The sequence below is a fragment of the Streptomyces sp. SudanB182_2057 genome, from assembly GCF_964272715.1.
GTDB lineage: Bacteria > Actinomycetota > Actinomycetes > Streptomycetales > Streptomycetaceae > Streptomyces > Streptomyces rubradiris.
Genome location: NZ_OZ186798.1, coordinates 1,467,528 through 1,481,012 on the forward strand (window position 1 = coordinate 1,467,528; position 13,485 = coordinate 1,481,012).

General features: G+C 70.8%; 11 protein-coding genes. 9 read left to right on the top strand and 2 right to left on the bottom strand.

What is annotated here, in order from left to right; translation table 11 throughout:
- The first annotated feature begins 23 nt into the window (after window positions 1-23).
- From ACSURM_RS06040 to ACSURM_RS06070, 7 genes are read left to right on the top strand one after another with little or no spacing between them, the layout of a single operon-like run.
- Window positions 24-1,223 (top strand): FAD-dependent monooxygenase, encoded by a 1,200-nt coding sequence (locus tag ACSURM_RS06040; RefSeq protein WP_436953914.1) that lies wholly within the window; start codon window positions 24-26, stop codon window positions 1,221-1,223.
- Window positions 1,224-1,275: 52 nt separating this feature from the next.
- Window positions 1,276-2,355, top strand: a complete 1,080-nt coding sequence (locus ACSURM_RS06045) for a cytochrome P450 (protein ID WP_436960946.1) — start codon at window positions 1,276-1,278, stop codon at window positions 2,353-2,355.
- Window positions 2,356-2,372: 17 nt separating this feature from the next.
- Entirely contained in the window at window positions 2,373-3,653 is a 1,281-nt protein-coding gene (locus ACSURM_RS06050) for an activator-dependent family glycosyltransferase (RefSeq protein WP_436953915.1), read from the top strand.
- Window positions 3,653-5,113, top strand: coding sequence for an NDP-hexose 2,3-dehydratase family protein (locus tag ACSURM_RS06055; RefSeq protein WP_436953916.1), 1,461 nt, complete (start codon window positions 3,653-3,655; stop codon window positions 5,111-5,113). Before ACSURM_RS06050 ends, ACSURM_RS06055 begins: the two co-directional genes overlap by 1 nt.
- Window positions 5,113-6,090, top strand: a complete 978-nt coding sequence (locus tag ACSURM_RS06060; protein ID WP_436953917.1) for a thiamine pyrophosphate-dependent dehydrogenase E1 component subunit alpha — start codon at window positions 5,113-5,115, stop codon at window positions 6,088-6,090. The genes ACSURM_RS06055 and ACSURM_RS06060 overlap by 1 nt, the downstream gene beginning before the upstream one ends.
- 32 nt (window positions 6,091-6,122) lie before the next feature.
- On the top strand, window positions 6,123-7,160 hold the full coding sequence (locus tag ACSURM_RS06065; protein WP_436953918.1) for an alpha-ketoacid dehydrogenase subunit beta: 1,038 nt from the start codon (window positions 6,123-6,125) through the stop codon (window positions 7,158-7,160).
- A gap of 32 nt (window positions 7,161-7,192) precedes the next feature.
- Window positions 7,193-7,798 carry a dTDP-4-dehydrorhamnose 3,5-epimerase family protein gene (locus tag ACSURM_RS06070; RefSeq protein ID WP_436953919.1) on the top strand — a complete coding sequence of 202 codons (606 nt, stop codon included), beginning with the start codon at window positions 7,193-7,195 and terminating at the stop codon, window positions 7,796-7,798.
- A gap of 91 nt (window positions 7,799-7,889) precedes the next feature.
- On the opposite strand, the gene ACSURM_RS06075 is transcribed toward ACSURM_RS06070, so the two are convergent.
- The gene (locus ACSURM_RS06075; RefSeq protein ID WP_436953920.1) at window positions 7,890-8,384 is read right to left on the bottom strand and encodes an FBP domain-containing protein; all 495 of its coding nucleotides are present in this window, start codon (window positions 8,382-8,384) and stop codon (window positions 7,890-7,892) included.
- Between the two features lie 105 nt (window positions 8,385-8,489).
- Between ACSURM_RS06075 and ACSURM_RS06080 the strand changes: the two genes are divergently transcribed.
- Together ACSURM_RS06080 and fusA are read left to right on the top strand one after the other, a co-directional pair.
- Window positions 8,490-9,920, top strand: a complete 1,431-nt coding sequence (locus tag ACSURM_RS06080) for a DHA2 family efflux MFS transporter permease subunit (RefSeq protein WP_436953922.1) — start codon at window positions 8,490-8,492, stop codon at window positions 9,918-9,920.
- A gap of 44 nt (window positions 9,921-9,964) precedes the next feature.
- Entirely contained in the window at window positions 9,965-12,091 is a 2,127-nt protein-coding gene (fusA, locus tag ACSURM_RS06085; RefSeq protein WP_436953923.1) for an elongation factor G, read from the top strand.
- 79 nt (window positions 12,092-12,170) lie between these two features.
- Here fusA and ACSURM_RS06090 read toward each other — a convergent pair whose 3' ends face one another.
- On the bottom strand, window positions 12,171-13,394 hold the full coding sequence (locus tag ACSURM_RS06090) for an IS701 family transposase (RefSeq protein ID WP_436960948.1): 1,224 nt from the start codon (window positions 13,392-13,394) through the stop codon (window positions 12,171-12,173).
- Window positions 13,395-13,485: the final 91 nt, after the last annotated feature.

Genomic DNA, 13,485 nt, shown 5'->3' on the forward strand with positions numbered 1-13,485 from the left:
CTTCACCGACACGAGGTCGCAACGTGCTGAACATCGCGATAGCCGGCGGCGGCATCGGCGGCCTGGCGGCCGCCCTCGCCTGCGCCCGGTCCGGCCTGACCGTCCAAGTCCTCGAACGCAACCCCGACTTCACCGAGCTGGGGGCGGGCATCCAACTGGCCCCCAACGCCTTCCGCGCGCTGGACCTGCTGGGTGTCGCGGAACAGGTCCGGGCCAGCGCCGTTCCGGTGGACAGCCTGCGCCTGCTCGACGCCCGCTCCGCGGCGACCCTGGCCGAACTGCCGCTCGGGCCCGGCTACCGGAAGCGGTTCGGCAACCCGTACGCCGTGGTGCACCGTGGCGATCTGCACGCGGCGCTGCTGAGCGCCTGCCGGGCCCACGGCCGCATCACCCTCCTCGCGGGCACCGAGGTGACCGGCTACGAGAACACCGGCGGGTCCGTGCGCGTCCTGACGGCCCGCGGGCGGGCCTTCGAGGCGGACGCCCTGATCGGCGCGGACGGCATCCGCTCCAAGGTGCGCGCCCAGTTGGTGGGCGACGGCGGCCCGCGCGTCTCGGGCCACACCATCCACCGTGCCGTCGTCCCCATGTCCGACGTCCCGCCCGAGCTGCGGTGGAACTCCGTGAACCTGTGGGCGGGCGCCGGCTGGCATCTCGTGCACTACCCCATCGCCCGTGGTGAACAGCTCAATCTCGCGGTCACCCGCGACGACGGCGCCCGGCGGGCGGTCGCCGGGGTACCCACCGACCGGGACACGGTGCTGTCCGGTTTCCCCGACGCGCACTCCCGCGCCCGGCGACTGCTCGAACTCGGCCGGAACTGGCGGACGTGGGTGCTGTGCGACCGGGCCCCGACCCGGAAGTGGGCCGAGCGGCGGGTGTCGCTCATCGGCGACGCGGCGCATCCCATGCTCCAGTACGCGGCCCAGGGCGCCTGCATGGCGCTGGAGGACGCGGTGGTCCTCGGGCGGCTGCTCGACGGCTGCCCGCCCGACGACGTGGAGCGGCGCCTCGAACGGTTCGTCGCCCTGCGCCAGGAGCGCACCGCCCTCGCGCAGCAGGTGTCCCAGTGGATGGGCCACGCGCTGTACCACCCGTCCGGCGCCGAGGCCGACGCCCGCGACGCGATGCTGGCGTCGCTCTCGGCCGACGGCCTGATGGACGCGGTGGAGTGGCTGCACGCCCACGACGCCGGCGACCTGCCGGTGCCGGTCCACCCGTAGCACCCGGCTCCCAAGTACCCCTGATCAGAGAGGATTCCCGCGCGTGTTGGACATGGACCCGGGCCTGCCGAGGCGGCTGCAGTTGCGGCAGGGCCTGGTGTGGCTGGCGGCCGCACAGGGCGACCCCTACGCCGCCCTGCTGCGGGGGCTCGACACCGATCCCCGCGACCACTGGCAGGCCCTGACCCGCCGGCCGCTGTTCCGCAGCGCCACCGGTGACTGGGTCACCGCGACGCACTCCGTCGCGGAGGAGGTGCGGCGCGCGTCCGCGCTGCGCGCCTGTCCGCTGCTGGACGCGGGCGACGGGGCCGACGACGTGCCGTGGCGGGACGCGGACACCGCACTCCATGCGGAGCGGTCCTGGGACCGGGTGCTGGACCGGCATGCCGGTGAAGTCGACCTGGTGGCCGTCGCGCACGAGGCCGCCGTGGGCACCCTGGCCCGGGCGTGGGCGCTCGACGCGCTCGCGGAGCGGCGGCTGCGGTCGGCCGTGGACCGCAGCCGGGGCGCGCTGGACGCTCCCTTCTATCCGCAGAACCCCGCCGGCACCCGGCGGATCGCCCAGGGCCTGATCGACGTGCGCGATGCCGTGCCCGCCAGGGCGCCGGCCGGCTTGCTCGTCGCGGCGGCCGGGATCCCGATGGCGACGGACCTGCTGGTCAACGCGGTCGCCGCCGGCACCGGCCCGGACGATGCCGAGGCCGCCACGCGGTGGAAGTCCCTGGCCGCCCGGCCGGAGCGGGCGGAGCGCGTGGTGCGCGAGACGCTGCGGTTGGCCCCGCCCGTCCAGTTGCACGCCGCCGTCGCCCGTATCGCGTGCACCGTGGCCGGGCAGCGGATCGAGGCGGGCGAACGGGTGGTGACGGTGCTCGGCGCCGCGAACCGGGACCCGCGCGTGTTCGCGGACCCCGACCGCTTCGATCCCGACCGTCCCGCGGGCGAGCTGGCCGGCGTCCTGCTGCCCGGCAGCGGACGGCACTCGGCCCTCGCCTTCGCCGTCACCGTCGCCCGTCAGGGGCTGCTCCGCCTCGCCGCGCGCCGCCCCTCCCCCGTGCCGGGCCACGTTCCGTTCCGCCGCGCCGCCGCCCCGGTGTCCCGATCCCTGGTCGCCTACCGGGTGACCGTGGCCTGAGCCAGGAAGCACTGAACGTGAAGATTCTGTTTGCCAGCATGCCGCACCCGACGCACTTCCACCCGATGCTGCCGCTGGCCTGGGCCCTGCGGGCGGCCGGCCACGAGGTGCGCGTCGCCGGCCACCCCGACCTCACGGAGACCAGCACGGGAAGCGGCATGACCGCCGTGCCCGTCGGCAGAGCCGGCTGGTACCGCGAGGACGTCCACGAGCCCGAGCTGTACGCGCGGTTGATGGGCAGCGGCGCCTCCGACTTCCTCGGCACCTTCGACTGGGCCCAGGAGGATCCCGCGGCCTGGAGCTGGGAGGGACTGCTCGGCCTGGAGAAGATCCTCGTCTCCGCCCTGCTCGCCGGCATCAACAACGACGTCATGGTCGACGAGTTGGTCGCCTACGCCCGCCACTGGCAGCCCGACCTCGTCATCTGGGAGCAGCTCACCGTCGCCGGCGCCGTCGCCGCCGAGCTCCTCGGCGTGCCGCACGCCCGGTTCGTGTACGGCCTGGACTTCATCGGCCGGGCTCGTACGGAGTTCCTGCGCCGGTACGACGAACAGCCCGCCGTCCACCGGGAGGACCCCACGCGCGAGTGGCTGGAGGAGACCATGAGCCGCCACGGCGGCACGTGGACCGAGCGGTTGCGCACGGGTGCGGTCACGATCGACACGTCGGTGCCCAGCACCCGGCTCGACACCGAGCACCGCGTGATCGGCATGCGGTACGTCCCCTACAACGGCCGCTCCGTCGTGCCCGACTGGCTGCGGGAGCCGGCGGCGCGCACGCGGGTGTGCCTGACCCTCGGCCTGTCCAACGAGATCGAGGACACCACGACGACCGTCGGTGAGATCCTGGCGGGTCTGGCCGGCCTCGACGTCGAGATCGTGGCCACCCTCGGTGCCGAGGACGCGGCCGGGATCGGCCCGCTGCCCGACAACGTGCGGCTCGTGGACTTCGTACCGCTGCACGATCTGCTGCCGACCTGCGCGGCGGTCGTGCACCACGGCGGGATCGGCTCCCGGCTGACCGCCGTTCACCACGGCGTGCCCCAACTGGTGCTCGGCCACGGCTTCGACACCCTGATGATCGCGCGGCGCCAGGAGGAGGCGGGGGCGGGCCTCGCCCTCCCGGCCAATCACGCCACCGCCGCCTCGGTACGGGACCACGTGCTGCGGCTGCTGAGCGAGCCGCGGTTCGCCGCCGGGGCCCTGGCCATGCGCGACGAGCTGCTGGCCGAGCCCTCCCCCGCCGAGGTCGTCCCGGTCCTCGCCGCTCTGGTCGACGAATGGAAGGAGCGGGCCTGATGCGCGCCGGAACCGCAGTCGCGGACCCGATCGCCTCGCTGGACGAGCGGCTGGGCCGCTCCCTGGCCACCGGCTTCCGTGGTCCTGAGCAACGCGCCGACTTCCACCGGTGGTTCACCGCCTGCGCGGAGCGGTCGGACACCGAGGTGGAACCCACGCCGCTCGACGAACTGGCCGGCTGGCGCATCGAGCCGGACACCGGCAACCTCGTGCACGCCAGCGGCCGCTTCTTCTCCGTCGAGGGCATCGAGGTCGACTGGCCGGGCGCCGCGGTGCCCCGGTGGGGCCAGCCGATCATCAACCAGCCGGAGACCGGCATCCTGGGCCTCCTGGTCAGCGACATCGGCGGGGTCCCGCACTTCCTGATGCAGGCCAAGATGGAGCCGGGCAACATCGGCGGAATCCAGCTCTCACCGACCGTACAGGCCACCCGCAGCAACTACACCGGCGCGCACCAGGGCCGCCCGGTCCCGTACGTCGAGTACTTCCGGGACGCCTCCCGGCACACCGTCCTCGCCGACGTGCGCCACTCCGAACAGGGCGCCTGGTTCCACCGCAAGCGCAACCGCAACATGATCGTCGAGGTGCGCGAGCCGGTCGAGGCACGCGACGGCTACCGGTGGCTGACCCTGGGTCAGATCCACGAACTGCTCGCCGTGCCCGACATGGTGAACATGGACTCCCGTGCCGTGCTGTCCTGCCTGCCCCTGACCGACCCCGGCCCCGGTCTCGGGCGGACCCCGGAGACGGGCACGTTCGAGGCGGCGCTCCTCCGCTCCTGCACGACGGAGGCGGACGCCCGCACCCCCACCGCGGCGGTGCTGAGCTGGATCACCGAGGCCCGGAGCACCACCGATCTGCGCACCCGCCGGGTGCCCCTGCGCGAGCTGGCCGACTGGCGCCTGAAGGACGGCCGAATCAGCCATGAGAGCGGTCAGTTCTTCGACGTGATGGGCGTGCGGGTCCGCGCACGGGGCCGGGAGGTCGACCAGTGGGCCCAGCCGCTGATCGCCGCGTCCCACGTGGGCCTGGTCGCCTTCCTGGCCCGCAGGATCGACGGAGTTCTGCACGTCCTGGTGCGGGCCAAGGCCGAGCCGGGGCACGTGGACACGATCGAGCTGGCGCCGACGGTCCAGTGCGCTCCGCCGAACTACGACGCGCTGCCGCCCGGGGCCCGCCCTCCCTTCCTGGACCACGTGCTCGGCGCGGCCCGCCGGGACGTGCGGTTCGACACCGTCCTCTCCGAAGAGGGCGGTCGCTTCCACCACACGCGCAACCGCTACATGGTGATCGAGACGGACGAGAGCGACGGCCCGCTGGAGCATCCCGGCTTCCGCTGGATGACGATGCGTCAGCTCACGCGGCTGCTGCGCCACAGCTATTACCTGAACGTCGAGGCCCGCACCCTCGTCACCTGCATGCGGAGCCTGTTGACCACCGCACCGAAAGGAACCTCATGATGGTGTCCGCCCGTGCCCGCATGCTCCGGGACATGGTCCGCATCCGCACCGTGGAGGAAGTCCTCGCCGACTACTACCGCGACGAGCAGGAGATGCGCACGCCCACTCACTTCTCCATCGGGCAGGAGGCGACCGCGGTGGGCGTGTGCTCGGCGCTCACCGTGCAGGACCTCGTCTACTCCGGACACCGCTCGCACGCCCCCTACCTGGCCAAGGGCGGGGACCTCCGGGCGCTGGTGGCCGAGCTGTACGGCAAGCAGGACGGCTGCGCCCACGGCCGGGGCGGCTCGATGCACGTGATCGACCAGTCGGTGGGCTTCGCCGGCTCGGCCGCCATCCTCGGCGAGATGATCTCCGTCGCGGTCGGCAGCGCCTGGGCGTTCGCCCAGGCCGGCGAGGCACGGGTCGCGGTCACCTTCTTCGGTGACGGCGCGGCCGACGAGGGGGTCTTCTTCGAATCGCTGAACTTCGCGGCCGTGCACCGGCTCCCCGTGGTCTTCGTCTGCGAGAACAACCTGTACTCGATCTCCTCCCCGCTCGCGGCCCGGCACGCGGCCGGAACCTCGATCCACGGGCGGGCGGAGGCGTGCGGCGTGCCGTCGGTGCACGTGGACGGCAACGACGTGTTCGCGGTGCACGACGCCGCCCGGCGGGCGGTCCGCCAGGCCCGTGAAGGGGGCGGACCGGTGCTGCTGGAGCTGGCGACCTACCGGTGGCGGGCCCACGTCGGCCCCGGCGACGACCACGACCACGGTTACCGCTCCCTGGAGGAGATCGAGACCTGGAAGGCCGGCTGCCCCCTCGTGCGGGCCGCTCAGGTCCTCCGCGACGAGGAGCCGGACATCGACTCGGCGGTGCGGGAGTGGCGCACCGAGTTCCGCGGGGAGACCCACCGCGCGGTCGACCGGGCCAAGACGCTGCCCTTCCCGGACACCGGCCGGCTGCTCGACGGCGCGTATCTGCCCGTGGCCCACTGACCGCCGCGGCACCAAGACTTGAGGAGACCGTAATGCGCACGCTGACGTACTGGCAGGCCATCAGTGAGGCCACGGTGCAGTGCATGGAACAGGACGAGCGGATCTTCGTCGCCGGTGAAGGCGTGGACGACGTGAGCGGCAGCTTCGGCACCACCAAGGAGGCCTTCGCCCGCTTCGGCCCGCGCCGCGTGATCGACATGCCGAACGCGGAGAACGCCACGGCGGGCTTCGCGATCGGCGCCGCCGCGGCGGGACGACGCCCTCTCGTGGTGCACGTCCGTGCCGACTTCATGTTCCTCGCCATGGACCCCCTGGTGAACATGGCCGCGAAATGGCGCTACACCTACGGCGGTGACAAGGGCGGGGTGCCGGTCGTGGTCCGGGGCGTCGTCGGGCGGGGCTGGGGGCAGGGCTCGACCCACTCGCAGAGCCCGCACGCGACCTTCGCCCACTACTCCGGGCTGCACGTGGCGACCCCGGCCACCCCGGCCGACGCCAAGGGGATGCTGGTCCAGGCCCTCACCGGGGACACGCCGGTCGTGCTGATCGAGAACCGCAATCTGTACCAGCTCACCGGGGAAGTGCCGGAGGAACCCCTGCCGGTGCCGTTCGGTGTCGGGCGGATCGCGCGCGCGGGCAGCGACGTGACCGTGGTCGCGGCCTCCTTGATGGTGCACGAGGCGGAACGCGCCGCCGAGCAGCTCGCCCAGCAGGGCATCAGCGTCGAGGTGGTGGACGTGCGCAGTCTGCGGCCGCTGGACGAGGGCATCATCTGCGAGTCCGTCGCGAAGACGGGCCGGCTGGTCGTCGCCGACACCAGCTGGGCCCGGTACGGATTCGCCGCCGAGGTGGCCGCGGTCGTGGCCGAACACGTGCCGCACACGCTGCGCGCGCCGGTGCGGCGGGTGACCCTCCCGGACAGCCCCGCCCCCGTCTCCCGGCCGCTGGAGGAGGTCTTCCATCCCGGTGCGAGCAACATCGCGGCGGCCTGTCTGGAGGTGTGCGGTGAGGCACGTCCGGCGCTGCCGCGTCTGGCGGATGTCGCCGCGGGGTTCCAGGGACCGTTCTGATCCGGAAGTCCGCACGTCACGAAGGGAATTCCATGCAAGCCCGCCCACTGAAGATCGCCGGTGCCTACGAGTTCACACCGCAGGTGTTCGCAGACACCCGGGGCGTTTTCGTGTCCCCGTACCAGGAGGACGTCTTCACGCAGACCGTCGGTCACGCGTTGTATCCGGTGGTCCAGTCGAGTTACAGCGTCTCCCGGCGCGGTGTCGTCCGCGGCATCCACTTCACGTCCGTGCCGCCGGGCATGGGGAAGTACGCCTTCTGCCTGCGGGGCAAGGCCATCGACTACATCATCGACACACGTGAGGGTTCGCCGACCTTCGGCATGTGGGACTCCGTCGAACTCGACCCGCACAGCGCGCGGTCGGTCCACATTCCGATCGGTGTCGGGCATCTCTTCGTCGCCGTCGAGGACGACACCACCATCTCCTACCTGCTCTCCACCGGCTATGTGCCCGAGCGCGAACACGCCATCCATCCCCTGGACCCCGAACTGGCGCTGCCCTTCCCCGAGGACATGGAGCTGATCCTCTCGGACCGGGACCGGGCCGCCCCGACGCTCGCCGAGGCGCGGAGGATGGGCATCCTGCCCGACTACGCCGAGAGCCTGCGGCTGGACGCCCTGCCGGGCAAGGGATAGCGGCTGCGGGCAGCCGAAAGCGGGCGGGGCCGCGCGCCCCGCCCGCCGGTCCGCATCACGGCGGCCGCCCGCCGGGCAGCCGCCGCACCGCTCACTGGAAGAGCTTGTCCACGAACGCGGAGAGCTTCCGCCGCAGACGTTCGATCTTCTCCTCCTCCGTCAGGGACTCCTGCATACGGCCGCCGGCCTGCACCCGCTTCTTGCCCCTGACGTACAGGGAGCAGGAGAGGTCGGTGCAGATGTACTCGCCCACGGTGTTGTCCGTGTCGCCGGCCGTGCGGGCCTTGCGGCCCACCATCAGGGCCACCCCGTCCGAGGAGTGCGTGGTCAGGCAGATGGAGCACATGGCGCGGTGCTGCGTACCGAATCCGCGGGGCGCCACCCGCAGCGAGAAACCGACCAGCTCGCCTTCGTGCTCGGTCACGAGGTAACTGCGCTGCGGCGCGGCCGGATCCCGCCATCCCAGGAAGTCCAGGTCGTCCCAGGGGAGATCGGCGAGGTCCCGCGGGACGGAGAGCCTGCCGGCCTCGCCCTTGCTGCAGTTGACGAACGAGGCGCGGATCGCTGAACCGGTCAGTTCCTTCATGGTGACGGACCATAGCAGCGCCTATGTATATTAGGCAACGTCCAATTGCAATTAGGCCCGCGTCTTGGAAGACTGGGCTGAGCCCTACGTAGGAAAGGAAGCCTCATGCCCGAGGAGACCAGCACCCCGAGCAAGGAGGCGGAGCCCGGTCCGGCCACGGAACCGTCGTCCTCGCGCTCCCCCGTCGTCGTGGCGCTCGTCCTGGCCATGGGGGCGTTCGTCGCCCTGCTGGACACCACGATCGTCGGCGTGGCCATGCACTCGTTCACCGAGTACTTCGACGTCAGCCTCGCGGACGCCCAGTGGGCGTCCACCGCGTATCTCCTCGCGATGTCGTCGGTCATCCCCGCGACGGGATGGGCCGCTCAGCGGTTCGGCGCGTCCACCACCTGGATCGCCTCGCTCGCCGTCTTCATGGTGGGTTCGCTGCTGTGCGGGTTCGCCTGGTCGATGGGCAGCCTCATCGTCTTCCGGACCCTGCAGGGATTCGGCGCCAGCATGCTCTTCCCGCTGATGCGCATCATCGTCGTGCAGGTGGCGGGCCGCGCCCAGATGGGCCGGATGATGTCGATGATGGCCGTCCCCCTGCTGGTCGCGCCCGTGCTGGGCCCGGTGCTCGGCGGCACGCTGGTCCAGGAGGCCTCCTGGCGATGGGCGTTCTTCCTGAACGTGCCGATCACCCTCGCCGCGATCGTCCTTTCCCTGCGTCACATCCCGAACACCAAGGGCGAGGCGCCCGGACGCCTCGACGTCCCTGGGCTCGTCACGCTGGGCGGCGGACTGACCCTGCTCATCCTCGGCCTCAGCGACCTCGCCAAGGGGACGGCCGTGACCCAGTGGCCGGTGGCCCTTCCGATGGTGGCCGGCCTGCTGCTGCTCATCAGCCACGCGGTCCGCGCCGCCAAGTCCGAGGCCCCCGGCATCGTGGACTTCTCGCTCTTCCGCAACCGGCATTTCTCGGCGTCCACCTCCATCACCCTGCTGAACAACTTCGGTCTGTACGGTGTGGTGGTCCTGGTGCCGCTCTTCTTCCAGGAGGCAGGGGGCAAGGGCCCGTTGGGCGCCGGCGCGATCATGGTGGCGCAGGGTGTGGGCACGACGATCGCGGTGCTGCTCGTCGGCCGCGTCATCGACACCAAGAGCAACCCCCGGGCGCTGGTGCTGATCGGCCTGCTGCTCGTGGCAGGCGGCATCACGGCCTTCGCCTCGGCCGACTCCGCCGACGTGAGCGTCCTGCTGCTGGTCGCCCTGCTCGCCCAGGGCATCGGGCTCGCCCTGGCCGCGGCTCCGATCATGGTGACGCTGTACCACTCGCTGCCGGCGACCAGCGTCCCCGCCGCGACCACCGCCAACGCGGTGTCCCAGCAGCTCGGCGGCGCCGTGGGCACCGCGGTCACGGCCCTGCTCCTGCAGCACTACGCGGCCGGAGGCACGAGCGCGGGCTTCGCCTCCGTGTTCTGGTGGGCGCTGGCCTTCGTCGCCCTCACCGCGGTCCCGGCCCTGTTCCTCCCGGCGGGCACACCTCAGCAGGACTGACCGCTCACCATCCCCCCACCCCTGCGTCCAGGAAGTACTCAGTCATGGCTACCACTTCGCTCGACCTGGCCAAGGTGCGCAACATCGGCATCATGGCCCACATCGACGCGGGCAAGACGACCACCACCGAGCGGATCCTGTTCTACACCGGTGTCTCGTACAAGATCGGTGAGGTCCACGACGGCGCCGCCACCATGGACTGGATGGAGCAGGAGCAGGAGCGTGGCATCACGATCACGTCCGCTGCCACCACCTGCCACTGGCCGCTCGACGGCGACGACTACACGATCAACCTCATCGACACCCCCGGGCACGTCGACTTCACCGTCGAGGTGGAGCGCAATCTGCGGGTGCTCGACGGTGCGGTGACGGTGTTCGACGGTGTGGCCGGCGTCGAGCCGCAGTCCGAGACCGTGTGGCGTCAGGCGGACCGCTACGGCGTGCCGCGTATCTGCTTCGTCAACAAGCTCGACCGCACCGGTGCCGAGTTCCACCGCTGTGTCGACATGATCTCCGACCGCCTGGGCGCGCAGCCGCTGGTCATGCAGCTGCCGATCGGTGCCGAGGCGGACTTCAAGGGCGTCGTCGACCTGGTGACGATGAAGGCGTTCGTCTGGTCCGCCGAGGCCACCAAGGGCGAGATGTACGACACCGTCGAGATCCCGGCGACGCACACGGAGGCCGCCGAGGAGTGGCGCGGCAGGCTGCTGGAGGCGGTCGCGGAGAACGACGAAGAGATCATGGAGCTGTATCTGGAGGGCGAGGAGCCTTCCGTGGAGCAGCTGTACGCCGCGATCCGTCGTGTCACCATCGCCTCCGGCAAGGGTGACGGCACCACGGTGACCCCGGTGTTCTGCGGTACCGCGTTCAAGAACAAGGGTGTCCAGCCCCTGCTCGACGCGGTCGTGCGCTACCTGCCGACCCCGCTCGACGTCGAGGCCATCGAGGGCCAGGACGTCAAGGATCCCGAGATCGTCGTCAAGCGCAAGCCGTCGGACGACGAGCCGCTGGCCGCCCTCGCGTTCAAGATCATGAGCGACCCGCACCTCGGCAAGCTCACCTTCGTCCGGGTCTACTCGGGCCGCCTGGAGTCCGGCACCGCCGTGCTGAACTCCGTCAAGGGCAGGAGGGAACGCATCGGCAAGGTCTACCGCATGCACGCCAACAAGCGGACCGAGATCGACTCCGCCGGTGCCGGTGACATCGTCGCCGTCATGGGCCTGAAGCAGACCACCACCGGTGAGACGCTCTGCGACGAGAAGAACCCGGTGATCCTTGAGTCCATGGACTTCCCGGCGCCGGTGATCCAGGTCGCGATCGAGCCCAAGTCCAAGGGTGACCAGGAGAAGCTGGGTGTCGCCATCCAGCGTCTCGCGGAGGAGGACCCCTCCTTCCACGTGCACACCAACGAGGAGACCGGCCAGACGATCATCGGCGGTATGGGCGAGCTTCACCTCGAGGTCCTCGTCGACCGCATGAAGCGCGAGTTCAAGGTCGAGGCCAACGTCGGCAAGCCGCAGGTGGCCTACCGCGAGACGATCCGCAAGGCCGTCGAGCGCGTCGACTACACCCACAAGAAGCAGACCGGTGGTACCGGTCAGTTCGCGAAGGTGCAGATCGGCATCGAGCCGCTCGAGGCCGGCGACACCTCGTACGAGTTCGTGAACAAGGTGACCGGTGGCCGTATCCCGAAGGAGTACATCCCTTCGGTGGACGCCGGTGCGCAGGAGGCCATGCAGTTCGGCATCCTCGCCGGCTACGAGATGACCGGTGTCCGTGTCATCCTCCACGACGGCGCCTACCACGAGGTCGACTCCTCCGAGCTCGCCTTCAAGATCGCCGGTTCGCAGGCCTTCAAGGAGGCCGCGCGCAAGGCCAGCCCCGTGCTGCTCGAGCCGATGATGGCCGTCGAGGTCACCACGCCCGAGGACTACATGGGCGAGGTCATCGGCGACATCAACTCCCGCCGTGGCCAGATCCAGGCCATGGAGGAGCGGGCCGGTGCCCGTGTCGTGAAGGGCCTCGTGCCCCTGTCGGAGATGTTCGGCTACGTCGGCGACCTCCGCAGCAAGACGTCGGGTCGCGCAAGCTACTCGATGCAGTTCGACTCCTACGCCGAGGTTCCGCGGAACGTCGCCGAGGAGATCATCGCGAAGGCCAAGGGCGAGTGATCCCTGAACGAGTCGGGGTGAGCACGGAGTTCCGTGCTCACCCCGACTCGTCGTGACCCGCCGTCCGGTGAGGAGGACGTCAGGCGGCCTGCGCCACGGCCGCCACCGACGGCGTCCCGGCCTGCGGTCCGCCGCCGGCCAGACGCCGGAAGGCGTACGCCGCCGACACGAGCGTCATGTGGTGGTGCCATCCGGGGTAGGACCGGCCTTCGAAGTCCAGCAGTCCGTAGTGGTCCCGCATGTCGCGTACGGCTTCCTCGGCCCGCCGCGCGTTGTCGGCGAGCCTGAGCAGGTCGGTGGGCCAGTACTGGGTGAGATCGGTGACGTAGTAGCGCGCCGCACCGCTCTCCCCCGTCGGATGCTCCACGAGCAACCCGTACGTCCGCTGCGGAACCGGGCGTTCCCCGAGGTCGAGACGGACGGCGCGGACACATACCCGGGAATGGCCTCGCCGGTCCATCGCCGGCACGACGCTCGAACCCGCCGGGTCGACGCCGCGGCTCATGAGCTGGATCGCCGTGTACGGCCGTCCCTGTCCGGTCGGCAGGTGGAACAGGGTGTTGCCGGGGATCCGCGCCACGAACCCCGTGCCCAGACCGGCGAGTCCGGCCAGGAACGACGCATCGTGCGGGACCTGGGTGAGATCCACGACGAGCGGGATGTCCGAACGGCCGGTCACCGCCCTCTGGACCCGTACGAGGTCGAGCGCGCAGGCTCCCTCGGAAGGGGTGTGCTCATCACTGGGAATGCGAACGCTCGCGCGCAGCGCCTCGTCGCACTGCCACCGGCCGGGCAGGACAAGTCTCCAGTCGACGGGTACGAAGGTGTCCCCGGATCCCAGGAAGAGCCCGATACCGAGCTGGCAGTTGAGGGTGCGGTCGGCTCCCGGGACGAACCGCCGGTGGACGCCCGCCGAGCGATCGCCCCTCTTGGGGAACACGGCGAGACCCAAGGCCCACGTGAGGGTCGGGCGCCGTTCCGCGGCCCATTCGACGAGCGCGCGCCGTACAGGACGCCAGTCCCAAGGGCTCACGTTGAGAAACTGCTGAAGAGCCTGCGAGGCGTGCGGCGAATCGGAGACCACCGCCGCCATGCGGCGCAGCGTCTTCTTGCCCGGAGTCATCAACAGGCCCGTCACATACTCACGGGACCGGTTGCGCTGGTCCGCCCTCGGCAACCCACCGAACAGTCGGTCGACGAACTCCGAGAGAAGCTCGTCGCCACCGCCCGCAAGGCGCCCGTAACAGTCTATGTCGGCAGAATCCTTCACAGTCGTCCCCCTGAATCTTGTCGACTCGATCACCGCCAACCAAACATAGAGAATGCTCTGTTTCTTCGGTACAGCGGCCGCGCACGTCCGAACACTTTGGCAAGTCGCCCGGGCGAGGGGCCCG